Origin of the sequence: Streptomyces pseudovenezuelae, assembly GCF_029892565.1 — a bacterium.
Taxonomy (GTDB): domain Bacteria; phylum Actinomycetota; class Actinomycetes; order Streptomycetales; family Streptomycetaceae; genus Streptomyces; species Streptomyces pseudovenezuelae_A.
This window is the reverse complement of record NZ_JARXVH010000015.1, coordinates 221,931-245,556: the sequence shown is the minus strand read 5'-3', so window position 1 is coordinate 245,556 and position 23,626 is coordinate 221,931. Positions and strand designations below refer to the sequence as shown.

Below are 23,626 nucleotides of genomic sequence, written 5' to 3'. Positions count from 1 at the left end.
CCGGGAACACCACCGGCCACACGCCTGGGTTTCTGATGGCCACCAGCCTGGGCCTCCAACGGCCACCTACCTGGGCATCTCAATGACCGTTGACACACCGATCGGGACCTGACCGGCCCCCGGATCCCCGCCCCACGCCCGGACCCCCATGAGGCAGCGCAACGAGCGGCCGCCGCACTGCGATCTGTCTGGGACGCCCAGCGTGCCGCCCCTGCGGAGGACGCCTGAGGAGGCGTCTGCCTCAACGGGACGGAGTGAAGCTTCTCGGGTGCCTCGGGTGCCGAGGGAGTCTGTGAACGCTGCTTGATGACCCAGGTCATGGCGTGGTCACAGACCTTTGTGTCCCGTGGTTGGGAGGGAGGCCGAAGGCTCGAACCGGGAGTTCTGCAATCGATGCCGACGTCGGAGCGGGACTCACGGCGTCCGGAGGGGCGATCGATGGGCGGAGGAGGCACCGGAAGTGCAACTGTTCGGGACCGGCAGGAGTCTAGCGAGCGAAGGGGTGTTCCCCCGGGGGACACCGTCCGTCTGCCCACATTCCAACAGAGGTTCCCTCCATGCCGATGCCTCCGCACAACCGTCGCGCCTCCCGTGCCGTTGTTGCCACCCTCGGTGCTGTCGGCCTGATCGCGCTTGCCACGGCTCCCGCCGCCTTCGCCGATGAAACCGCATCCGAACTGGTCGTGGGAGGCGTCGCGCCGATCGACGGGGTGAAACCGGGGAGCACCTTCGATGTGCCGGTCACCGTGGCGAACAAGGGCACCGGAGCCGCCGAGAAGGTGTGGGTCTACTACGCCGTCACCCGGGGCCTCGACTTCGAGGAGGTTCCCTCCAACTGCCGGACGCAGTACGTCCGCCCCTACGACGAGATGCCCGAGAGGTGGACCGTGGCGTGCGCGTTCGACCAGGCTGCGGAGCCGGGCGTCGTCTACACGCCCGAGAGGCCTCTCCGCGTCAAGGCACTGGACCGCGCGCTCAACGACGAACTGCGCCTGCGTGTCGGGGAAGACGATCCGGGAGTGGACGACAACGGCACTCCGCCGGTGACGGGAACCGCACCGGCGGTGAAACTGGTCGAAAGCCAGGCGGGGGCCGAGGGGTCCGTGCGAGTCGTCGATGTGCCCGTCACCTCCGTCAACACGGCCGACTTCCAGGTGACGGGTGCCGCGTTGAAGGGGAGCGTCGGTGAAACGCTGCCGATGAAGGTGGAGTTCACCAACGCCGGGCCCGCCTGGGTCATGACCAAGCTGGGGGAGCCCTCCGCCAGGATCATGGTCGCACCGCCCGCCGGAACATCGGTCGTCAAGGCGCCCGGCTTCTGCAGGGCCAAGGGCGAGGCGTACGACTGCGGCACGAGTGAGCGGGCTCTCTACGAGGACGGCCGTGAGACCTACGACTTCAAGCTGAAGATCGACAAACGGGTGGCGCACGCGAAGGGCTCGGTGGTGCTGGGCACCGAGGCGCGGCCGTCCGACCCCGACAAGACCAACGACCAGGCCGACATCACGCTGGATGTCACGGGTGGTGGATCGACCGGCTCGACGGGCGGCTCGGGGAACGCGGGCGGCTCGGGCGGATCGGCCGGCGGGTCGTCGTCGACCGGCGGCGACGGGACGACGACAACAACCGGGGGCGCCGGGACGACGTCGACCGGCGGCAGCCTGGCGGAGACCGGGTCCTCGGCGTTGCCGATCACGGGCATGGCTGCCGCGGCGGTGGTCACGGGTGCGGGCGTGCTGGTCATCATGCGCCGGCGCCGGGCTCAGAGCCTGAACTGACGACCGTCCGACGCGAGCGGTGTCCCCGCCCCGGGGGCGCTGGTACGGGACCTCCGTGCTGCCTTGATCGGTCGCGCCTCCAGCGGTTCCCGGATCCGAACCGACTTGTGGAGCGGCGTCCACGAAGCCCGTTGCAGGCGATGGCCTGGAGTCTGTCAGCGTGGCTTGGTGATCCACGTCATCCGGTCCCGCTTCCATGCCGCGGGGAAACGGCCGTCGCGGACGGCGGGCAGGCCGATCTCGGGGGAGTACGCCTGGTAGACGGTGATCGCGGATTCCGAGTGGGCCGCACGGATCCTGTGTTGCGGTTCTTCCATGGCGTACAGCGCGGGCTCGGCCGGTTCAGGCGGCCACCGATTTTCGACCGCTGTTCGCTGTGACGGGGAGCGCCGGCCGCAGCGCCGTGCGGATGGCCGGTCCCACGGCTCTTCAGTGCCTCGGCCTTACTTGTCCGTGGCCTCCGGCGCCGCAGCGATACCCGTCGGGCAAGACGCCCCCCAGTTCGTCCCGAACGGGTCACTCAGCTTGACCCCCGTCCCGCCGATCCCGCAGTACCCCGCCGGATTCTTGTCCAAGTACTGCTGGTGATACCCCTCCGCCGGATAGAACGTCCGGCCCTCCGCCGGCAGGACCTCCGTGCTGATCGTGCCCCACCCCGAGCCCGTCAGGACCCGCTGGTAGGCCTCGCGGGAGGCGGTCGCCGCCGCGGCCTGGGCCGGCGTGTGGGTGTGGATCGCCGAACGGTACTGCGTGCCTACGTCGTTGCCCTGGCGGAAGCCCTGCGTCGGGTTGTGGGACTCCCAGAAGGTCTTCAGGAGGCGGTCGTACGAGATCAGCTGCGGGTCGTAGACCACGCGGACCGCCTCCGTGTGGCCGGTCAGGCCCGAGCAGACCTCCTCGTACGCGGGGTGCTCGGTGTAGCCGCCCTGGTAGCCGACCAGGGTCGTCCACACGCCCACCGGGAGCTGCCAGAACTTGCGCTCGGCGCCCCAGAAGCAGCCCATACCGAAGTCCGCGATCTCCAGGTGCTCGGGGTAGGGGCCGAGGAGCGGGGTGCCGAGGACCGTGTGGCGGTCGGGGACGGAGAAGAACGGTTCGGTACGGCCGCGGAGCGCTTGTTCGGGAGTCGGTAGTCGGAGAGTGCGGCTGTCCGGGAACATGCGGTCTCCAGGAGGTCCGGGGGTTCGAGCACGTCAACACCCGTGGGGCGGGCGGGAATTCCGACCGTCGGCTTCACCGGTGGCAGGGGCGGCAGAGGTGGCGGCGGGGCCCTGTGAGCTCAGTGCGGCAGCGTCGCCGGGCTTCCTCCGTTCGCCTCGTAACCCGCCACCGCCAGCGCCCGGTAGACCGCGAACTCCGCCGCCGGGTCGGCCGACAGGGTCCAGGGCAGCGCCCCCACGTGGCCGTCTATGTGGATGAGCTGGTTCATCGCCTCCGACCAGCGTTCGGCGCGGACCAGGAAGAAGACCAGCATGTGGCGGACATGCGCCAGCATCGGGTCGTCGGGGCGGGCGGCGTGGACCGCGAAGAGCGCTCCGTGCATCGCCTTGGTCACCACTTCGCTCTGGTAGAAGCCGCTGACCAGGTTCACCTCGGGCAGGTGCTCGAAGACCGCGAACAGCGGCATCGCGGCGAGCAGCGAACCCTGGGGCGCGCGGGCGGCGGCCGCCTCCGCGAAGGAGTTCGCCAGGGCCCGCGAGCCGTGCCACTTCTCGCACCAGTAGTGCAGGGCGGCCAGGTGGGCCCCCATGTGCGCGGGCGCCCGGTCCAGGATCTTCAGCCAGAGCTGCTCGAACTCCGGCTGGGAGTAGGCCAGGCCACGCGCCACCGACAGCTCGACGATGTACGGGATCGGATCACCCGGCGCGAGCAGCGCCGCGTCGCCGCAGGCCGACCTCGCCTCCTCCATGATGATCCGGAACTCGTCCGTGCCCGGCGTCGACGTCCGCCACGCCTGCTGCACCAGGAACTCGGCATGCACCGCCGCGCCGCCCGCGTCCTTGGGATGCTCGGCCCGCCACACCCGCAGCCACTGCCCGCCCGGCGTCTCGCTGACTCCGCCCGGCCGCTGCCGCAGCTCCAGCGAGGCGGCGCCCGCGAACGCCTGCACTCGCTGCCAGCGCAGCTCGCCCGCCGCCTCCGTGCCGGCCAGCAGTTGCTGGGCCGCGCGGTAGTCGTGCGTGCGCTGCACCAGGTCCAGGACGTCCAGCAGATCGTGGTCGGGGCCGGGCATGCGGACGTCCAGCTCCTCCTCCCGCGCGAAGCCGTAGTTCGCGGGGTCGGCCGCGTCCGGGTGGCCGGCCGGGACCTGCTCGATCATGCCGCGCCTGCGCCGCAGGAAGGGCAGCAGCACGAAGCCGAGCAGGACCGCCGCCATCAGGACCCAGAGAATCTCCATGCCACAAGCGTTCCAGACGCCGCCGACAATTGGCGAACCCGGTCCCCGCACCTGTGGACAACTCCCCGCCGGTTGCCTCCGGCGGACACGGGCACGGGCACAGTCACCGAGGGAAAACCCCGCAGTACCGCCCCTCACGCCCCGCCGTCCGTCATCCGTTCCGCGAGCGCACTACGCTCGGGGCCCATGAGCGACAGGCACATCAGTCAGCACTTCGAGACCCTCGCGATCCACGCGGGCAACACGGCCGACCCCCTCACCGGTGCGGTCGTCCCGCCGATCTACCAGGTCTCGACCTACAAGCAGGACGGCGTCGGGGGCCTGCGCGGTGGCTACGAGTACAGCCGCAGCGCCAACCCCACCCGGACCGCCCTGGAAGAGAACCTCGCGGCCCTCGAGGGCGGCCGCCGCGGTCTCGCGTTCGCGTCCGGACTGGCGGCCGAGGACTGCCTGTTGCGTACGCTGCTCAGCCCCGGCGACCACGTGGTCATCCCCAATGACGCGTACGGCGGCACGTTCCGGCTGTTCGCGAAGGTCGTCGCCCGGTGGGGCGTGGAGTGGTCGGTCGCCGACACCAGCGATCCGTCCGCCGTACGGGCCGCCATCACCCCGAAGACCCAGGCCGTGTGGGTGGAGACCCCCTCCAACCCGCTGCTCGGCATCACCGACATCGCCGCGGTCGCGCAGATCGCCCGGGACGCGGGCGCGCGGCTCGTCGTCGACAACACCTTCGCCACGCCGTACCTCCAGCAGCCGCTGTCCCTGGGCGCGGACGTCGTCGTGCACTCCCTCACGAAGTACATGGGCGGTCACTCGGACGTCGTCGGCGGCGCGCTGGTCACGGCCGACGAGACGCTCGGCGAGGAGTTGGCGTACCACCAGAACGCGATGGGCGCGGTCGCCGGGCCCTTCGACTCCTGGCTGGTGCTGCGCGGAGCCAAGACGCTGTCGGTGCGCATGGACCGGCACAGCGAGAACGCCACCAAGGTCGCCGACATGCTCGGCCGGCACGCGCGCGTGACGAACGTGCTGTACCCGGGTCTGCCCGAGCACCCCGGCCACGAGGTCGCCGCCAAGCAGATGCGGGCCTTCGGCGGCATGGTGTCGTTCCAGGTCGACGGCGGCGAGGAGGCTGCCGTCGAGGTCTGCAACCGCGCCAAGGTGTTCACGCTCGGCGAGTCCCTGGGCGGCGTCGAGTCCCTGATCGAGCACCCCGGCCGCATGACGCACGCGTCCGTGGCCGGTTCGGCCCTTGAGGTGCCCGCCGATCTCGTACGCCTCTCCGTGGGCATCGAGAACATCGACGACCTCCTGGCGGACCTGCAGCAGGCGCTCGGCTAGCAGAGAGAACGGGCGGCTCGGCGCGCCGACCGCCGGTTCACCAGCCCGTGAGCGGTGGGGTCGTCTCCGAAGGCGGCTCCACCCACGGGCGGGCCACCATGGCCCACACGAAGAACGCGACCGCCGCCGCGCACAGCAACAGCCACAGCAGCCGCCGGGCGGCGGTCCTGCGGCGCAGCATCCGCCCGCCGCGGCGCATCACCTCCGGGTACAGCTCCGGCGGCACCGAGGGAGGGGTCTCCTCCATGACCCGCCGCACGGCGGCCTCGCGCTCGGCCCGGTTCATGAGCGCCTCCCGTCGCCGACGCGCCTCAAGATGACGCCACCTTCGCCAACGCGCCCCACCGCGACGCCTCTTCCACCGATGCACCCCACGATGACGCCACGTTCGCCGACGCGCCTCACGACGACACCACCTTCGTCGGCACGACCGCCGGTGCCGGCCCCCGCGGCGGATGCAGCAGCGTCGCCGTCGCCCGGTCGCAGATCGTGCGGACGCGTTCCGTCGGCAGGCCGAGCAGCGCTGCCGTCTGGGCCTCGGCGACCCCTTCGTACAGCCTGAGGACCAGGATCAGGCGTTCCTGCGGTGCGAGCACGGCGAGGGCGCTGTCGGGGTGCGGGCGGGCGCGGCCGAGGCCGCCGTACTGGTGCCAGGCCGCGCGGGCGAAGCGGGTGGCGAGGTACTGGCGGGTGTGGTCGTACGGGTCCTCGCCGCGCAGTCGGTGCCAGCGCGCGTACGTGTGCGCGAGGGCGAGCGTCAACAGGCGTCGCGCGCGCGGGTTGTCGTCGGGCGCCTCCGCTGTGAGCAGCGTGGCGGCATGCAGGAGCCGCCCTGCCGCGCCCGCGACGAATGCCTCGAACTCCCGGGCCCGGCGGGCGCCTTGGGACGCCTGCCGTTGTCGCACCGCGCCTCCGCCCTGACGCGACCCTGAGGACAGGGGCCCGGTCGCCTACGGGATGCCGACCCGCCTGCGACGGGGACCCGGTCTCATATGAGGGCAGCGGTGGCCCGTCGGTCAAGGCCTCGGCAGACACCCGCGGGACAAGTCACCGTGCGGGCACGCGCGCGTGGGCGGTCAGGAGTCCGACGGATCGTCCGCGCCGGGGATGCCCTGCGTCGCCATACGGCTGGAGAGCGCGGTGTTGAAGCGCGTGAGGAGCGTGCAGAACGCCTCGCGCTCCTCCGGCGCCCAGTCGTGTGTCAGCTCGGCCATCAACTGACGCCTGGAGGACCGCACTTCGTCCAGCCGCGCCAGCCCGCGCGGGGACAGCTGGAGCACCACGGCCCGCCCGTCCTCGGGGTGCGAGGTCCGCTTGACCAGCCCGGTGTCGACGAGCGGAGCCACCTGCCGGGTGACCGTCGACGAGTCGATGCCCATGCTCGCGGCGAGCGCCTTGACGCCCATCGGCCCTTCCTTGTCGAGGCGGTTGAGCAGCAGATACGCGGCGCGGTCCATGGAGTTGCGCACCTGCCCGACCCCGCCGAGCCGGGTCTGTTCGGCACGGCGGGCGAAGACCGCCACCTCGTGCTGCAGCGTGTCGAGGAGACCGCTGTCACCGACGGTCGTCATGTCCATCGACATTTCAGGTGTTGTGGGCATGGCCGGGGGCTCGCTTCATGAAGGGGTGCTGGATTGGGGGACAGAGTACGCGGCCGGGACGCGGGTCGTACCGGCGCTGCGCAAACCAGTCTCGGAGGTTGGTCACAGCGACGGTGTGAGGCTGTGAACTGCGATGCTTGAGTCATGAGCTACAGCACGGCTGACTCCTTGCGGCCCGTGACCCTCGACGATGTGCGCGGCGCCCAGAAGATGCTCATGGGCGTGGCGCGGGTGACGGCGATGGAGGGGAGCAGGCACCTGTCCCAGCTGGTGGGCGCCCCGGTGCACCTCAAGTGCGAGAACCTCCAGCGGACCGGATCCTTCAAGCTGCGCGGCGCCTACGTCCGGATCGCCGGGCTGCTGCCCGAGGAGCGGGCCGCCGGAGTGGTCGCGGCGAGCGCCGGCAACCACGCGCAGGGCGTCGCCCTCGCGTCCGCCCTGCTCGGCGTGCGCGCGACGGTGTTCATGCCCAAGGGCGCCCCGCTGCCCAAGATCAGTGCCACGCGCGAGTACGGCGCCGAGGTGCGCCTGCACGGGCACGTGGTCGACGAGACGCTCGCCGCCGCCGAGGCGTACGCGGCCGAGACGGGCGCGGTGTTCATCCACCCCTTCGACCACCCGGACATCATCGCCGGTCAGGGCACCGTCGGCCTGGAGATCCTGGACCAGTGCCCGGAGGTGCGCACGATCGTCGTCGGGATCGGCGGCGGCGGACTCGTGGCCGGCCTCGCGGTCGCGGTGAAGGCGCTGCGGCCAGACGTGCGGATCGTGGGCGTGCAGGCGGAGGGTGCCGCGGCGTACCCGCCCTCGCTCACGGCCGGTTGCCCGGTGTCGATCGAGCAGCCGGCGACCATGGCCGACGGCATCAAGGTCGGCCGGCCCGGCGAGGTGCCGTTCGGTCTCGTCCGCGATCTGGTGGACGAGGTCCGCACGGTCACCGAGGACGAGCTGGCCACGGCGCTGCTGCTGTGCCTGGAGCGGGCCAAGCTGGTCGTGGAACCGGCCGGGGCGAGCCCGGTCGCGGCGTTGCTGAGCGGACCGCGGGACTTCGAGGGCCCGGTGGTGGCGCTGCTGTCCGGCGGCAACATCGATCCGCTGCTGATGCAGCGGGTGCTGCGGCACGGCATGGTCGCGCAGGGTCGCTACCTGGCCGTACGCCTGCGCCTGACGGACCGGCCGGGCGCCCTCGCCTCGCTTCTCGGGGCGTTGTCAGTGGCGGACGCTAACGTCCTCGACGTGAGTCACGTACGGACCGACCCCCGGCTCGGGCTCACGGAGGCGGAGGTCGAGCTGCACCTGGAGACGAAGGGGCCGGAGCACTGCGTCGAGGTCGGCCGGACCCTGCGCGAGGCGGGCTACACGGTCATCGACTGAGGCTGCCGGGGGCATCCCGGGCAGCGGGCGTGGGGGCGCCCCAAGCGGAACACCTGCTTCAGGAACTCTTCGTCACTCGATCGGGGAAATCCCGTTGAGAGACGCGATACATCGCGTTATGGTGTGTCTCGTGTCAGCCATCAGGCGGAACGAAAAACGCAAAACTAGGCTTCCCGAAGAATCCCCGACGACGTGGAGACTGATATGCCAGGCGCCATCTATGCCGAAGGCCTGGTCAAGACCTTCGGAGACGTAAAGGCACTGGACGGCGTCGACCTCGATGTCCCCGAGGGCACGGTCCTCGGCCTGCTCGGGCCCAACGGCGCGGGCAAGACGACGACGGTCCGCTGCCTGACCACCCTGCTGCGCCCCGACAGCGGCAAGGCCGTCGTCGCCGGGCTCGACGTGCTCAAGCAACCCAACGAGGTACGGCGCTCCATCGGCCTGTCCGGCCAGTTCGCCGCGGTCGACGAGTACCTGACCGGCCGCGAGAACCTGCAGATGGTCGGCCAGCTCTACCAGATCAAGGCCAAGGCCGCGAGGGCCCGGGCCGACGAGCTGCTCGAGCAGTTCAGCCTCGCGGACGCGGCCGACCGCACGGCGAAGACCTACTCCGGCGGAATGCGCCGCCGGCTCGACCTCGCGGCGGCCCTGGTCGTCTCGCCGCCCGTGATGTTCATGGACGAGCCGACCACCGGCCTCGACCCGCGCAACCGGCAGATGCTGTGGGAGGTCATCAAGCAGCTCGTCTCCGGCGGTACGACCCTGCTGCTGACCACCCAGTACCTGGAAGAGGCCGACCACCTCGCGCACGACATCGCGGTCGTCGACCACGGCCGCGTGATCGCCCGCGGCACCTCCGACCAGCTCAAGGCCCGCACCGGCGGCGAGCGCGTCGAGGTCGTCGTGCACGAGCGCGACCACATCCCCACCGCCCGCGAGGTCCTGACCGGCTTCGGCAAGGGCGACGTCACCGTCGAGGACCACACCCGCAAGCTCACCGTCCCCGTCACCGGCGGCGCGAAGCTGCTCGCCGAGGTCATCCGCGAGCTGGACGTGCGGGGCATCGAGATCGACGACATCGGCCTGCGCCGCCCCACCCTCGACGACGTCTTCCTCTCCCTGACGGGCCATGTGGCCGAGGTCAAGGACGAGGAGAACGGCGCGACGGAGGACGCCAAGGGCCGCAAGCAGGCCGACGCCAAGGACAGCAGCCAGAAGAAGGAGACCGACCAGTGAGTGCTGTGAACGATTCCCTGGTCATGGCCCGCCGGAACTTGATCCGGATGACCAGGATTCCCGAAATGATTCTGTTCGGGCTGATCCAGCCCATCATGTTCGTGGTGCTGTTCACCTACGTGTTCGGCGGTTCGATGCAGATCGGCAACAGCACCGATCTGGACGTCTACAAGAACTTCCTGATGGCCGGCATCTTCGCGCAGACCGTCACCTTCGCCACCGCCAGCTCCGGCGCCGGTATCGCCGACGACATGCACAAGGGGCTCATCGACCGCTTCCGCTCCCTGCCCATGGCGCGCGGCGCGGTCCTCACCGGACGTACCGTCGCGGACCTCGTGCAGACGGCCTTGACCCTGCTCGTCCTCGCCCTCGTCGCACTGCTCGTGGGCTGGCGCCCCGGCTCCGTGGACTCGACCAACTTCGCGAAGATCCTGGGCGGCTTCGGTCTGCTGCTCCTGCTGGGATACGCCTTCACGTGGATCGGCGCGCTGATCGGCCTGTCGGTCCGCACCCCGGAGGCGGCCACCTCCGGCGGACTGATCTGGCTCTTCCCGGTGACGTTCATCTCGAACGCCTTCGTGGACTCCAGCAAGATGACGCCCTGGCTGCGCCACATCGCCGAATGGAACCCGTTCAGCGCGACCGTGCAGGCCGCGCGCAAGCTCTTCGGTGACCCCGGCCTGTCCCCGTCCGACGCCTGGCCCATGCAGCATCCGGTGTGGGCGTCGGTGATCTACTCGGTCCTGATCATCGCCCTCTTCCGTACGCTCGCGGTCCGCAAGTACCGCCGGACGGCCAGCTGACGGCACCGGCCGTCGGGCGACTATGCCGGAGCGCTGGGTTCCGTTACATCCCCTTCGGTCCACCGGTCCTCGTCGATCACCGGCTCCTCGATGGAGAAGCAGTCGGGTTCGTCCGCGAACCCGTCGCCGGCTTCCTCGTCGGAATGACAAGGCCCCCGGCGTCGCGAGGACGGCGGGGGCTCGTCAAGGGCAGGTCGGTCGGGTGGTCGGGGTCAGCCGTCGTACGGCTCGGCCTTGAGGATGGTCACCGAGGCCTTCTTGCCGTTGGGCAGCTCGTACTGGGCGACCTCGCCGACCTTGTGGCCGATCACGCCGGAACCCAGCGGGGACTGCGGCGAGTAGGTCTCGATGTCCGAGCTCGCGTACTCGCGCGAGGCGAGCAGGAACGTCGTGGTGTCGTCCTCGTCACCGTCGAAGGCGATCGTCACGACCATGCCGGGCGCGACCGCGCCGTCCGCGGACGCCGGGGCCTGGCCGACCTTGGCCTTCTCCAGAAGCTGGGTCAGCTGGCGGATGCGGAGCTCCTGCTTGCCCTGCTCCTCCTTGGCCGCGTGGTACCCGCCGTTCTCGCGCAGGTCGCCCTCCTCGCGAGCGGCCGCGATCTTCACGGTGATCTCGGCGCGCGCGGGACCAGACAGGTACTCCAGCTCGTCCTTGAGCTTGGTGTACGCCTCCTGCGTGAGCCAGGTGACGTCTTCGCTGGTCTGGGTCACAGGTGCTCCTCGTAGGTACTGGGAATACAAAGCATCGCCCTACCCAGAAGAATGTTCCTTCATGGAAGGGCGAAACCACGAGCCTAACAATTCAGCGGCTGAAGGGGGAGGACATAAACCATCAGAACCGCGTCAACGCAGGTCAGGCCGTACGTATTCGGGGTGATGCCGGGCGGAGTCAGTCGGGGTGGCAGCCCAGCAGTTCGGCCGTGGTGCCGCGGGAGGTCGTGCGGAGCGTGACGACCTTGTCGATCCGCGTGGCGTGGCCGGAGAAGCGGAAGTCGGCCCGGCCCACCTCGGAGCCGTTCGCCGCCTGGGAGCGGATGGTGCAGTAGCCGGCGGCGTCGGCGTCCTTGCGGACCTCCAGGTGCACCTGCACCGAGTCCGAGCCGGCGTCGAAGGCGATCACCTCGCCGCTGATCTTGTTCTCACCGACGTAGTAGTAGGCGAGGTAGCCGACCAGGACGAGCAGGAGGGTGCCCAGGACGGCGCCGGCGATCTTGAGTTTGTGGTCGGCGCGCTCGTCCGAGGAGCGGCCGTAGCGGCCCTCGAGCAGTCGCGTACTCGCCGTACTCATGATCGTCCTTTCGGCACCGGAATTATTCGCCCTCCGATTCGGTCACTATAGAAGCCGCCGATCGCACCCCAAGACACCGGGGCGCCGACTTACTGAGGATTGAGTCTTGACTGACCAGCTGCGACTGATGGCCGTGCACGCCCACCCCGACGACGAGTCGAGCAAGGGCGCGGCCACCATGGCGAAGTACGTGTCCGAGGGGGTGGACGTGCTGGTCGTGACCGCCACCGGCGGGGAGCGCGGCTCCATCCTCAATCCGAAGCTGCAGGGCGACAAGTACATCGAGGAGCACATCCACGAGGTACGCAAGAAGGAGATGGACGAGGCCCGCGAGATCCTCGGGGTCAAGCAGGAGTGGCTCGGTTTCATCGACTCCGGTCTGCCCGAGGGCGACCCGCTGCCGCCGCTGCCCGAGGGCTGCTTCGCCCTGGAGGACGTCGACAAGGCGGCCGGTGAGCTGGTGCGGAAGATCCGTGCCTTCCGTCCGCAGGTGATCACCACCTACGACGAGAACGGCGGCTACCCGCATCCCGACCACATCATGACCCACAAGATCTCGATGGTGGCGTTCGAGGGCGCGGCGGACACCGAGACGTACCCGGAGTCGGAGTTCGGCCCGGCGTACCAGCCGCTGAAGCTCTACTACAACCAGGGCTTCAACCGCCCGCGCACCGAGGCGCTACACAACGCGCTGCTTTCGCGCGGCATGGAGTCGCCGTACGAGGACTGGCTCAAGCGCTGGAGCGAGTTCGAGCGCGTGGAGCGCACGCTGACCACGCACATTCCCTGCGCCGACTTCTTCGAGATCCGGGACAAGGCGCTGCTCGCGCACGCCACCCAGATCGACCCCGACGGCGGCTGGTTCCGGGTGCCGCTGGAGCTTCAGCGGGAGGTCTGGCCGACGGAGGAGTACGAGCTCGCGAAGTCGCTCGTGGACACCTCCCTCCCCGAGGACGACCTCTTCGCGGGCATCCGCGACAATGCCTGACATGAGCGCAAGCGTGAGCCTGGCAATGACACAGCTCGTCCCCCTCGCCGAGGTGGACGAGAACAAGGTCACCCCCGGTGTCCTCGGCTTCATCGTCTTCGCGGCGATGGCCCTGGCGGTGTGGGTCCTGATGAAGTCGATGAGCAAGCACATGGGCAAGGTCGATTTCAAGGAGAAGGACACCCGCGGCGGAGAGGCCGGTACGGCGCCCGACGACGAGGCCACCGTCGCCGGGACCGCCGGGAAGACGTCCGGCGAGGCGAAGGCACCGCAGGGCTGACGACGGCGTTGGGGGTGGACCGGTCCCGCGGTTTCGGGCCGGTCCGCCATCCCACGCGCGGCCGCTACTTCGCCGCCCCCACTGCCACCCCCATGACCTCCCGGGCATGCCGGCTGGGCACCATCCCCAGTCGCCATGCCTGCCAGCCCGCCTCCAGGCTGACGCCCCGCTCCAGCAGGAGCTGGTACGTCTCCACGTAGTCGTCCAGCTTCTCGTCGCGTAGGGGATGGCCGGTGCGGGAGAGCTGGGCCAGGTCCTCCTGGGCGACCGCCGCGCCGACGTCGACGCCGCCGGGGGCGGCGTACGGGAGCAGGGTGCAGCGCAGGAAGCGGGCCCAGTCCTCGCCGCGGCGGTCGGCGTACGAGGTGAAGAGGGCGATCGCCTCGTCGCAGAGGGTCAGGGCCTGCTGGGTGCGGGTGTTGCCCGCGTCCACGACCGCCAGTTCCAGGCAGGTCCAGGCCTCGCCGTGGGTGACGCCGATGCGTTGGAAGTCGGCCCGGGCGTCGACCAGGAGTTGGCGGGCGAAGCCGGAGTTGCGCAGGGAGCCGGTCTGGGCGGCGCGTTGGTCGCGGGTGACGCGGGCCGAGTGGTGGCGGGCGCAGGCCAGGCCGTAGACGTCGCGCATCCGGGAGAACATCGTGCGGGAGCGCTCCAGTTCGCGCACCGCCCGGTCCAGGTCGCCGGTCTCCTCCAGGGCCTGGCCGAGGTAGTAGACGGTCCAGGCCTCGCCGCGCGCGTCCTCGTTGTCGCGGTGCCGGGCGGCGGCCTGGCGCAGGCCGTCCACCGCGGGGGACGGGTCGCCGTCGACCAGCCGGGCCCGGGCCAGTTGGGTCAGCGCCCAGGCCTCGCCGCGGGCGTCGCGGGTGCGGCCGTACCGGTCGAGGGCCGCGTGCAGTTCGGTCTCCGCGCGCGGTACGTCGCCCATGCGCAGGGCGAGTTGGCCGAGCTGGAAGTGGGCCCAGGCCTCGCCGTGCACGGACTCGCCGGCGTGGTGCAGGACCAGGGACTCGGACAGCAGCCGCTGTGCCTCGGCGACCTGGCCGCGGTCGCGCTCCACCGCCGCCAGCGCGTGCATCGTCCAGGCACGGTCGGTGGCGAGTTCGGCGGGTGCCTGGAGGGCGAGTGCCTCGCGGAGCCTGGCGGCGGCCTCGGTGAGGTTGCCCTGGTGGTGCAGGGTGATGCCGAGCGAGCACAGGGCACGGGCCGCACCCGCGTCGTGGTGGGCCTCCCGATAGAGGTCGACGACGGAGGCGAGGGTGGTGCGGGCCTTGTCCAGCTCGCCGAGCTGACGGGCCGCGATACCCGTACGCCACTGCACCGAGCGCAGCAGCAGGCCCTGGTCCACGGCCTGCGCCAGGTCGCTGATCTCGCCCAGGCGGTACAGGTCGCCGCGCAGCAGGCAGTAGTCGCACAGGGCGCCGAGCAGGTTCAGCACCGCCCCCTGGTCCACGCCCTCCGCGTGCCGCAGGGTCGAGGTGATGAAGCTCGACTCGTCGTCCAGCCAGCGCAGCGCCTCGTCCAGGGACGTGAAGCCGTGCGGGCTGAAGCGGTCCGAACGGGTCGACATGTTGCCGTCGACCAGGCGCAGCACCGAGTCCGCCAGTTCCGCGTAGCTGACTATCAACCGCTCCTGCGCGGCAGTGCGTTCGGCCTGCTCCTCCTCGTCCAGGAGGCGGGCGTGGGCGAAGGCGCGGACGAGGTCGTGCAGGCGGTAGCGGTCGCCGCGCACATGGTCGATCAGGCCCGCGCGGGAGAGCGCGGTCAAGTGACGTTTCGCCTCGGACTGGTCCGTCGCCAGCAGCGAGGCGGCAGCGGCGGCGCCGAGCGAGGCCCGCCCGGCCAGGGCGAGGCGGCGCAGCAGCCGGCGGGCGGGATCCGACTGGTCGGTGTAGCGCAGCCACAGCACCCGCTCGACCGGTTCGACCGGGCCGTACGCCCCCAGATCCGTGGCCAGTTGGCGCGGTGAGCGCGGGCCGAGCGACGAACCCGCGATGCTCAGCGCCAGCGGCAGCCCGCCGCACAACTCCCTGATCAGGTCGGCCGATTCGGCGTCGTAGGGACCCGAACTGTCCTGTGCCGCCGACTCCAGCAGCTCCTCCGCACCGGCCGAGTCCAGTGCCTGGACCGGCAGTTGGTGCACCCGGGCGAGCAGGTCGGCGGGCAGTTCCATGGGGTGCTCGGCGGTGACCAGGACCAGGCTGTCGGAGCGTTCGGGGACGAGGGTGCGGACCTGCTCCAGGTCGGAGGCGTCGTCCAGGACGATCGTCACCGCCAGGCCCGTCAGATGCTGGTGGTACAGCTCGCTCAGCCGCTTCACCTGCTGGTCGGGGGAGGAGCGCTCGCGGAACAGCAGTTGCTCGCGCGGTGCGCCGAGCCGGTTCAGCAGGTGCAGCAGGGCGTCCCGGGTGGGCAGCGGCTGCTCCTGGCCGCCGCCGCGCAGGTCGACGACGCAGGCGCCGCGGAAGTAGTCCTTGAGGTCGTGGGCGGCGCGCACCGCGAGAGTCGTACGTCCGCTGCCGGGCGTCCCGTGCAGCACCACCACCGTCGGCAGGGTCTCCGTGCTCGCGCGCGAGGCCTGCACCCACTGCCTGATCCGCCCCATCTCCGTCCGGCGCCCCGCGAACGCGCCTTGCGAATCCGGGAGTTGAGCGAAGGACTGGGCGAGCACGCTGCGCCCGCGGGCCGCCGCGCTCTTGTCCGTGCCGCGCAGTTGCGGCCCCGGCTTCTTCTTGGGGCCGGTGGAGGCGGCGAGCACGCGCTGCTGGTCGAGGAACGGACGGATGCCGCGTACCTCAAGGGCGGTCAGCCACTGCAACCGCAACTGTTCGGCGCCGCCGGGCTGGCTCTCGGCGCCGGCGCGGTGGTGCGCGGCCGGGAGATGGGAGCCGGCGACCTTCACCACGGTCGCGGCGGCGCCCACCACGCCGACGGTCACGCCCGCGCCCAGCGCGGTCCCCGTGCCCGTACCGAGTGCCAGGTCGGCCACCGCCGCCGCGACCGCGGCAACGGCCGCCACCAGCAAGGGAGTTCCGGCGCCTTCTCTCGCGTACCGCTGGCCGAAGGTGAGCCGGCCGGCCGCCGCCTCCTCCAGTGCGCGGGTGTAGGCCCCGTACTCCTCGGCGGCGGTCTCCGCCATCGCGTCGAGCGCGCCACGTGAGCGCGACAGCAGCACGCTGCCGTCGGTACGGCCGCCGGAGCGCCGTACCTCTTCCTCGACGGCCCGGGCCAACAGCCGTTCTGCGTCGGCCCGATGGCTGTCCCGCATGTCAAGTCCCCCTTTGGCGGCAACGGCTTTCTTGGTCAAGTGTGCTGCCGACGGGGCGTGGGGGCGAGAGGGCGGTAGGTCCGCGAATCGCCGTGGAGGGTTTGTGAATTCGTTCTGTGTGCCGACTGAGTGGTTATCGTGATCGCCGACATCGCAAGGAAGACGGGGAGAAGAGAACATGAGCGCGGACAACGGGACGCCGAACCCACCGGCGGGTCCACCGCCCAGCCCGTACCTGGGCCCGCCGACGGTCCCACCGCAGGGACCACCGCCCTCTCACCCGCCTCGCTGGGCCTGGTGGGTCGTCGGGATCGTCATCCCGGTGGTGGGCATCGTCATCACGATCATGGTGGGCCGGCCGGGCTCGTCGGACGACGACGGCGGCAAGAACGTGCAGTCGGAGCCCTCCGCCTCCGTGCAGTCCAATGGTGCGGGACAGGGCGGCGGCAAGACGCAGAGCAGCACGCCGCCGGCGGCCGACGCGGAGAAATGGCAGAAGCTCTCCGGGCCCGTCAGGGTGACGGCCGAGGAGAGCATCTCGGGGACGTACGTCGAGCTGGACACCCCGAAACCCCTCGTGCTGAAGGGCGGAGGCGACGGCGCGGACCTCTACTTCGGGTCGTCGAACGGCGACCCGTCGATCAGCGTCCCCGTCAGCGCGGACAACCTGGCTCCGTTGCCCGACGCCGGTACCGCCCCGACGGCCGAGGCATGCCTGGAGAGCGTGGACCGCAACGGCAGCTACACCGCGTCACCCGTGAAGCGGGGCGAACAGTACTGTCTGCTGACCGGCGAGGGCCGCATCGCCTACCTCAAGGTCGTCACCATGCCGGACGGCGGCGTCGGCGGCGGAATTCTCGATGTGACCGTCTGGCAGACGCCCGGCGCGTGACGCGTCGGGTACTGCGGCAGGATGGACACCATGCCGAACCGACTGGCCCATGAGACGTCGCCGTACCTCCTCCAGCACGCGGACAACCCCGTCGACTGGTGGCCCTGGTCGGCCGAGGCCTTCGAGGAGGCCCGCAAGACCGGGAAGCCGGTCCTGCTGAGCGTCGGGTACAGCAGCTGTCACTGGTGTCACGTCATGGCGCACGAGTCCTTCGAGGACCGCGCCACCGCCGAGTACCTCAACGAGCACTTCGTCAGCGTCAAGGTCGACCGGGAGGAGCGCCCCGACGTCGACGCCGTCTACATGGAAGCCGTCCAGGCCGCCACCGGCCAGGGCGGCTGGCCCATGACGGTGTTCCTCACGCCGGAGGGCGAGCCCTTCTACTTCGGTACGTACTTCCCGCCCGCGCCCCGCCAGGGCTCGCCGTCCTTCCGCCAGGTGCTGGAGGGCGTCCGGGCCGCCTGGACCGACCGGCGGGACGAGGTCGCCGAGGTCGCCGGGAAGATCGTCCGCGACCTCGCCGGGCGGGAGATCTCCTACGGCGACTCACAGGCGCCGGGGGAGGAGCAGCTGGCCGCGGCGCTGCTCGGGCTCACCCGTGAGTACGACCCGCAGCGCGGCGGATTCGGCGGGGCGCCCAAGTTCCCGCCGTCCATGGTCGTGGAGTTCCTGCTCAGGCACCACGCGCGCACCGGCGCCGAGGGCGCGCTGCAGATGGCCCAGGACACCTGCGAGCGGATGGCGCGGGGCGGGATCTACGACCAGCTCGGCGGCGGCTTCGCCCGCTACTCCGTCGACCGCGACTGGATCGTCCCGCACTTCGAGAAGATGCTGTACGACAACGCCCTGCTGTGCCGCGTCTACGCGCACCTGTGGCGCTCCACCGGCTCCGAGCTGGCCCGCCGGGTCGCCCTTGAGACCGCCGACTTCATGGTCCGCGAACTGCGCACGAACGAGGGCGGGTTCGCCTCCGCGCTGGACGCGGACAGCGACGACGGGAGCGGGCGGCACGTCGAGGGCGCGTACTACGCGTGGACCCCGCGCCAGCTGACGGCCGTGCTCGGCGCCGAGGACGCCGAACTCGCCGGGCAGTACTTCGGCGTCACCGACGAGGGCACCTTCGAGCACGGCTCGTCCGTCCTGCAACTGCCGCAGCAGGAGGGCGTGTTCGACGCCGAGAAGGTCGAGTCGATCAAGCGCCGGCTGCTGGACGCCCGGGCCGAGCGGCCCGCACCCGGCCGGGACGACAAGGTGGTCGCCGCCTGGAACGGCCTCGCGATCGCCGCGCTGGCCGAGACCGGCGCCTACTTCGACCGCCCCGACCTGGTCGAGGCCGCGGTCGGCGCCGCCGATCTGCTGGTCAGGCTGCACCTGGACGAGCAGGCCCGCCTCTCCCGGACCAGCAAGGACGGCCAGGTGGGCGCCAACGCGGGCGTCCTGGAGGACTACGCCGACGTCGCCGAGGGCTTCCTCGCGCTCGCGTCCGTCACCGGCGAGGGCGTGTGGCTGGAGTTCGCCGGGTTCCTGCTGGATCACGTGCTGGCCCGCTTCGCCGACCCCGACAGCGGCGCGCTCTACGACACCGCCGTGGACGCCGAGCGGTTGATCCGCCGGCCGCAGGACCCCACCGACAACGCCACGCCCTCCGGCTGGAGTGCCGCCGCGGGCGCCCTGCTGAGCTATGCCGCCCAGACGGGCGCCCAGCCGCACCGCACCGCCGCCGAGAAGGCGCTCGGCGTGGTGAAGGCGCTCGGCCCGCGGGTGCCCCGGTTCATCGGCTGGGGGCTCGCCGTCGCCGAGGCGCTGCTCGACGGGCCGCGGGAGATCGCGGTCGTCGGTCCCGCGCTGGACGACGAGGCGACAAGGGCCCTGCACCGCACGGCACTTCTGGGCGCCTCGCCCGGTGCGGTGGTCGCCCTCGGGGTGCCGGAGAGTGACGAGTTCCCGCTGCTCGCGGACCGTCCGCTGGTGGGCGGCGCACCGACCGCGTACGTCTGCCGTAACTTCACCTGTGACGCTCCGACCACCGATGGTGACCGCCTGCGGGCCGCACTGAGCAGGTGAAACGACAGGAACGGAATGAGTGCGCACGGACCCTGTGTGGGCATTGTTCACACAGAGGACCCGTTGTGACGAAACGCGCTCTTCATCGAAAGATCGTGCGCACTTCACAGATCCCCCCTAATGTCTGCACAGTGACGCGGCTGGTGTGACGCACCGTCGCGACAGGGGGTTTTGGGATCTGGGGGGATCTGTTGCTCACGTCCATTTTTGTCGCTGTGGTTTCGCTTGCCCTGTTCTGGATGGCGGCCTTCACTTTGTGGTGGCAGATGCATGCCTGGCGTACGCCGGAAGTGCTCGCCTCCACCCGATTCAGCAGACCTGACGGCGACGAGCACGTCAGCTTCTCGCTGCTGGTTCCGGCACGGCACGAACAGGCCGTACTGGACCACACCATCCAGCGGCTGCTGGAGTCCACGCACACCGACTTCGAGATCATCGTCATCGTGGGGCACGACGACCCCGAGACCACGGACGTGGCCGCATCGGCCGCCGAACGCGATCCGCGTGTCCGTGTCGTCGTCGACACCCACGAGAAGAAGAACAAGCCCAAGGCCATGAACACGGCGCTGCCGCACTGCCGCGGCGATGTCGTGGGGGTCTTCGACGCCGAGGACCAGGTCCATCCGGAGCTGCTCGCGCACGTCGACCACGCCTTCCGCACCACCGGCGCGGACGTCGTCCAGGGCGGCGTCCAGCTCATCAACTTCCACTCCAGCTGGTACAGCCTGCGCAACTGCCTGGAGTACTTCTTCTGGTTCCGCTCCCGGCTGCACCTGCATGCGCAGAAAGGGTTCATCCCGCTCGGCGGGAACACCGTCTTCGTCCGCACCGACGTGCTGCGCGAGGCCGACGGCTGGGACCCCAACTGCCTCGCCGAGGACTGCGACCTGGGCGTACGCCTGTCCAGCATCGGCAAGAAGGTCGTCGTCGCCTACGACTCCGACATGGTGACCAAGGAGGAGACTCCGAGCTCGCTCATGTCGCTGCTCAAGCAGCGCACCCGGTGGAACCAGGGCTTCCTGCAGGTCTACCGGAAGAAGGACTGGCAGCAACTGCCGGGCTTCGGGCGGCGGTTGCTCGCCCGGTACACGTTGATGACGCCGTTCCTGCAGGCGTTCTCCGGCGTGATCATCCCGCTCAACGCGGCGGTCGCGCTCTTCCTCGACGTGCCCGTCGGGATCGCCTTCCTCACCTTCCTGCCGCTGGTCACCGCCGCCGTCACCTTCGTCTTCGAGGTGGTCGGACTGCACGACTTCGGCAAGCAGTACGGACTGCGCGTCCGTGCCGTCCACTACCTCAAGCTGGTCGTGGGCGGCCCCTTCTACCAGGTCCTCCTCGCCGGGGCCGCCATCCGCGCCGTCTGGCGCGAGCAACGCGGCCGCAACGACTGGGAGTTGACCAGCCACATCGGCGCACATCTCGGCCCGGCCGAAGCGACCCGTGACCTCCGAGAGGATGTCCCTGCGTGACCTCCACCCTTCCCGCGGTGACCACCACCAAGGTCCCCGCGCAGCGGCAGCCTGCGCCCGAAACCGGTTCGGCCCGTCGGACATCCCTGCCGGACCGGCTGCGTTCCTCCCGATCCGACCTCCTCCTGTGCGGCGCGCTCCTCGTGGCGATCCTCGTCGTGCAGGGCTGGAACATCGCCGACTACCCGACGCTCAGCGACGACGAGGGCACCTATCTCGCCCAGGCCTGGGCGGTCCAGCAGGGCAAGGGCCTGGCCCACTACACCTACTGGTACGACCATCCCCCGCTCGGCTGGATCCAGTTGGCGCTGCTGACCTGGATCCCCTCGCTGCTGAGCCCCGAGTCGATGACCGTCGGCAGCATGCGCGTGGTGATGCTGCTGATCAGCGCGATCAGCGCGGTCCTGGTCTACATCCTGGCCCGCCGGCTCTCGCTGCCCCGCTGGGCGGCCGGGCTCGCCATGGTCCTGTTCGGTCTCTCGCCGCTCTCGGTCGTCCTGCAGCGCGAGATCTTCCTCGACAACATCGCGGTGATGTGGACGCTCGTGGCGTTCACACTCGCCGCCTCCCCGAGCCGTCATCTGTGGCACCACTTCGGCGCGGGCCTCGCGGCGGCGACCGCCGTGCTCACCAAGGAGACGATGCTCGTCATCCTGCCCGCGCTGTTCCTCACCATGTGGCGCCACAGCCACCGCGACACCCGCAAGTTCGCGATCACCGGCGCCGTCACCGCCTGCGTCCTGATCGGCCTCGCCTACCCCCTGTTCGCCCTGCTCAAGGGCGAGTTGATACCCGGCGGCGGACACGTCTCCCTGTGGGACGGCGTCAAGTACCAGATGACCAGGCCGGGTTCGGGCTTCATCCTGGACAGCGCGTCCGGCTCGCACGGCGTGCTCAGGTCCTGGCTCTACTACGACCGCGTACTGCCCCTCGGCGGTCTCGCCGGCGCGCTCCTGCTGCTGGCCACCTGGCGCTGGTCGGTCACCGCCCGCTCCCTGGCCGGACCCGCCCTGACGGTCGGCATCCTGGCCCTGCTGGCCCTGCGCCCCAACGGCTACCTGCCCGCGATGTACGTCATCCAGGCGCTGCCCTTCCTCGCCCTGGTCCTCGCCGGCGGCACCGCCTCCGTCGCCCACGCCGTACTGCGCCGCCGTCGGGGGGAAGGGGAGAAACGGTACTTCACCGGCGGCCGGTACGCCCTCGCGGCCGTGCTCGCGGTCGCCGCCGGGGCGTACGTCGTCCCGCGCTGGTACGACGGCGACCACACCGCCGTCACCGCCGACGCCAACGCCCCCTACCGGGCCGCCTCCAAGTGGCTGGCCTCCGAGGTCGAGAACCCCGAGGGCACCCGTGTCCTGGTCGACGACGCGCTCTGGCTGGACCTGGTGCACGAGGGGTACCGGCCCGGGCTCGGCGTCATCTGGTTCTACAAGGCCGACCTCGACCCGGCCGTGACCAAGACGATGCCGCACGGCTGGAAGGACATCGACTACGTCGTCGCCTCCCCGACCGTGCGGCGCGACGCGGTGGACCTGCCCAACGTCAAGGCCGCCATCGAGCACTCCACCCCGGTCGCCACCTTCGGCACCGGAGACGACCGCATCGAGATCCGCCAGATCCAGACGGCCTCCGGAGGCGTCCGATGACCCACGAGTACACCGCTCCCGGCGAACTCAACGATCCCGCCGTACGCGCCGCCGAGGTGGCCGAGCCCGGCGCGGTCACCATCGTCGTGCCGACGTACAACGAGTCCGCGAACGTCCGTCAACTCCTGCACCAGATCACCGAGTCGGTGCCGGCCCGGCTGCCGTGCGAGGTCGTCTTCGTGGACGACTCCAGCGACGACACCCCCCAGGTCATCCGCGAGGCCGCCAAGGACTGCCCCTTCCCGGTGACTGTCCTGCACCGCGAGGAGCCCGTCGGCGGGCTCGGCGGCGCGGTCGTCGAGGGCATCAAGGCGGCCGGCTCCGACTGGATCGTCGTCATGGACGGTGACTGCCAGCATCCGCCGTCCCTGGTACCGGAGTTGGTCGCCACCGGCGAGCGCTCCAACGCCGGACTCGTGGTCGCCTCCCGGTACATCAAGGGCGGCAGCCGGGCCGGTCTGGCCGGCAGCTACCGGGTGGCCGTCAGCCGTGCGGCCACCTGGCTGACCAAGTCCCTCTTCCCGCGCAGGCTGCGCGGGATCAGCGACCCGATGTCCGGGTTCTTCGCGATCCGCCGCAGCGACATCACCGCGGACGCCCTCAAGCCGCTCGGCTACAAGATCCTGCTGGAGCTGGCGGTCCGCAACCGGCCGCGCCAGGTCACCGAGGTGCCGTTCGTCTTCCAGGACCGGTTCGCGGGGGAGTCCAAGTCCAGTGCGCAGGAGGGCTTCCGCTTCCTGCGCCATCTGATCGGCCTGCGCACCGCCTCGCCGGTCGCCCGCATGGTGGGCTTCGGGCTGATCGGCGCGACCGGCTTCGTGCCGAACCTGTTCGGCCTGTGGGCGCTGACCAAGGTCGGGATGCACTACGTACCGGCGGAGATCCTCGCCAACCAGCTGGGCGTGGCCTGGAACTTCGTACTCATCGAGCATCTGCTCTTCCGTGACCGTCGTGGGCACCGCCAGTGGTGGGACCGTGTCGGCCGGTTCGGGCTGCTCGCCAACGCCGACCTGGTGCTGCGGATCCCGCTGATCGCGCTGTTCGTGCACCGGTTCGGGATGGGCGCGCTCGGCGCCACCGCGCTCGCGCTGGTGACGACGTTCGTCCTGCGCTTCGTGGGGACCGAGGCGCTGGTCTACCTCCCGCGCAGGGGGCGTGGGGGGAGCACCGCAGCAAGGAGAGCCGTGTGAACAGAGAG

At 70.6% G+C, this 23,626-nt stretch carries 20 protein-coding genes and 1 pseudogene; 12 read left to right on the top strand and 9 right to left on the bottom strand.

Annotation, left to right across the window (positions count from 1 at the left end; translation table 11 throughout):
• The first annotated feature begins 557 nt into the window (after window positions 1–557).
• A complete protein-coding gene (locus M2283_RS37960) occupies window positions 558–1,778 on the top strand; it encodes a hypothetical protein (protein ID WP_280881044.1) in 1,221 nt (406 codons plus the stop codon).
• Between the two features lie 170 nt (window positions 1,779–1,948).
• On the opposite strand, the pseudogene M2283_RS37955 reads toward M2283_RS37960, so the two are convergent.
• The 3 genes and pseudogenes from M2283_RS37955 to M2283_RS37945 all read right to left on the bottom strand — a co-directional run.
• Window positions 1,949–2,095: pseudogene (locus tag M2283_RS37955) on the bottom strand (DUF4291 family protein); the annotation flags it as partial.
• Window positions 2,096–2,221: 126 nt separating this feature from the next.
• Window positions 2,222–2,938: a peptide-methionine (S)-S-oxide reductase MsrA gene (gene msrA / locus M2283_RS37950; protein WP_280881043.1), complete on the bottom strand. Its 717-nt coding sequence runs from the start codon at window positions 2,936–2,938 to the stop codon at window positions 2,222–2,224.
• A gap of 119 nt (window positions 2,939–3,057) precedes the next feature.
• Entirely contained in the window at window positions 3,058–4,176 is a 1,119-nt protein-coding gene (locus M2283_RS37945) for a hypothetical protein (protein WP_280881042.1), read from the bottom strand.
• Between the two features lie 186 nt (window positions 4,177–4,362).
• On the opposite strand from M2283_RS37945, the gene M2283_RS37940 reads away from it, so the two are divergent.
• Window positions 4,363–5,517 (top strand): cystathionine gamma-synthase, encoded by a 1,155-nt coding sequence (locus M2283_RS37940; protein WP_280881041.1) that lies wholly within the window; start codon window positions 4,363–4,365, stop codon window positions 5,515–5,517.
• 37 nt (window positions 5,518–5,554) lie between these two features.
• Here the strand turns inward: M2283_RS37940 and M2283_RS37935 are convergent, their stop codons facing one another.
• From M2283_RS37935 to M2283_RS37925, 3 genes are all read right to left on the bottom strand, one after another.
• The gene (locus M2283_RS37935) at window positions 5,555–5,803 is read right to left on the bottom strand and encodes a hypothetical protein (RefSeq protein WP_280881040.1); all 249 of its coding nucleotides are present in this window, start codon (window positions 5,801–5,803) and stop codon (window positions 5,555–5,557) included.
• Between the two features lie 115 nt (window positions 5,804–5,918).
• Window positions 5,919–6,422, bottom strand: coding sequence for a sigma factor-like helix-turn-helix DNA-binding protein (locus M2283_RS37930; RefSeq protein WP_280881039.1), 504 nt, complete (start codon window positions 6,420–6,422; stop codon window positions 5,919–5,921).
• Window positions 6,423–6,593: 171 nt separating this feature from the next.
• The gene (locus M2283_RS37925) at window positions 6,594–7,100 is read right to left on the bottom strand and encodes a MarR family winged helix-turn-helix transcriptional regulator (protein ID WP_280881038.1); all 507 of its coding nucleotides are present in this window, start codon (window positions 7,098–7,100) and stop codon (window positions 6,594–6,596) included.
• Window positions 7,101–7,262: 162 nt separating this feature from the next.
• Between M2283_RS37925 and ilvA the strand changes: the two genes are divergently transcribed.
• From ilvA to M2283_RS37910, 3 genes are all read left to right on the top strand, one after another.
• Window positions 7,263–8,492 carry a threonine ammonia-lyase gene (gene ilvA, locus M2283_RS37920; protein ID WP_280881037.1) on the top strand — a complete coding sequence of 410 codons (1,230 nt, stop codon included), beginning with the start codon at window positions 7,263–7,265 and terminating at the stop codon, window positions 8,490–8,492.
• Window positions 8,493–8,696: 204 nt separating this feature from the next.
• Window positions 8,697–9,731 carry an ATP-binding cassette domain-containing protein gene (locus M2283_RS37915; RefSeq protein WP_280881036.1) on the top strand — a complete coding sequence of 345 codons (1,035 nt, stop codon included), beginning with the start codon at window positions 8,697–8,699 and terminating at the stop codon, window positions 9,729–9,731.
• A 23-nt stretch (window positions 9,732–9,754) separates the two neighbouring features.
• On the top strand, window positions 9,755–10,534 hold the full coding sequence (locus tag M2283_RS37910; protein ID WP_280881059.1) for an ABC transporter permease: 780 nt from the start codon (window positions 9,755–9,757) through the stop codon (window positions 10,532–10,534).
• A gap of 212 nt (window positions 10,535–10,746) precedes the next feature.
• On the opposite strand, the gene greA is transcribed toward M2283_RS37910, so the two are convergent.
• The gene (gene greA, locus M2283_RS37905) at window positions 10,747–11,247 is read right to left on the bottom strand and encodes a transcription elongation factor GreA (RefSeq protein WP_280881035.1); all 501 of its coding nucleotides are present in this window, start codon (window positions 11,245–11,247) and stop codon (window positions 10,747–10,749) included.
• Between the two features lie 178 nt (window positions 11,248–11,425).
• A complete protein-coding gene (locus M2283_RS37900) occupies window positions 11,426–11,824 on the bottom strand; it encodes a DUF4307 domain-containing protein (protein WP_280881034.1) in 399 nt (132 codons plus the stop codon).
• A 106-nt stretch (window positions 11,825–11,930) separates the two neighbouring features.
• Here M2283_RS37900 and mca point away from each other — a divergent pair, with 106 nt between their 5' ends.
• Together mca and M2283_RS37890 are read left to right on the top strand one after the other, a co-directional pair.
• Window positions 11,931–12,812, top strand: coding sequence for a mycothiol conjugate amidase Mca (mca, locus tag M2283_RS37895; RefSeq protein ID WP_280881033.1), 882 nt, complete (start codon window positions 11,931–11,933; stop codon window positions 12,810–12,812).
• Complete coding sequence (locus M2283_RS37890; protein ID WP_280881032.1) at window positions 12,805–13,092, top strand: hypothetical protein; 288 nt, start codon at window positions 12,805–12,807, stop codon at window positions 13,090–13,092. Before mca ends, M2283_RS37890 begins: the two co-directional genes overlap by 8 nt.
• Before the next feature lie 64 nt (window positions 13,093–13,156).
• On the opposite strand, the gene M2283_RS37885 is transcribed toward M2283_RS37890, so the two are convergent.
• Window positions 13,157–16,357 (bottom strand): tetratricopeptide repeat protein, encoded by a 3,201-nt coding sequence (locus tag M2283_RS37885; protein ID WP_280881031.1) that lies wholly within the window; start codon window positions 16,355–16,357, stop codon window positions 13,157–13,159.
• A 178-nt stretch (window positions 16,358–16,535) separates the two neighbouring features.
• Here M2283_RS37885 and M2283_RS37880 point away from each other — a divergent pair, with 178 nt between their 5' ends.
• From M2283_RS37880 to M2283_RS37860, 5 genes are all read left to right on the top strand, one after another.
• Entirely contained in the window at window positions 16,536–17,249 is a 714-nt protein-coding gene (locus tag M2283_RS37880; protein WP_280881030.1) for a hypothetical protein, read from the top strand.
• Window positions 17,250–17,279: 30 nt separating this feature from the next.
• A complete protein-coding gene (locus tag M2283_RS37875; protein WP_280881029.1) occupies window positions 17,280–19,313 on the top strand; it encodes a thioredoxin domain-containing protein in 2,034 nt (677 codons plus the stop codon).
• Between the two features lie 191 nt (window positions 19,314–19,504).
• Window positions 19,505–20,782, top strand: coding sequence for a glycosyltransferase (locus M2283_RS37870; protein WP_280881028.1), 1,278 nt, complete (start codon window positions 19,505–19,507; stop codon window positions 20,780–20,782).
• Window positions 20,779–22,428, top strand: coding sequence for an ArnT family glycosyltransferase (locus tag M2283_RS37865; protein WP_280881027.1), 1,650 nt, complete (start codon window positions 20,779–20,781; stop codon window positions 22,426–22,428). The genes M2283_RS37870 and M2283_RS37865 overlap by 4 nt, the downstream gene beginning before the upstream one ends.
• Window positions 22,425–23,618 (top strand): glycosyltransferase family 2 protein, encoded by a 1,194-nt coding sequence (locus M2283_RS37860; protein ID WP_280881026.1) that lies wholly within the window; start codon window positions 22,425–22,427, stop codon window positions 23,616–23,618. The genes M2283_RS37865 and M2283_RS37860 overlap by 4 nt, the downstream gene beginning before the upstream one ends.
• The last annotated feature ends 8 nt before the right edge of the window (window positions 23,619–23,626 follow it).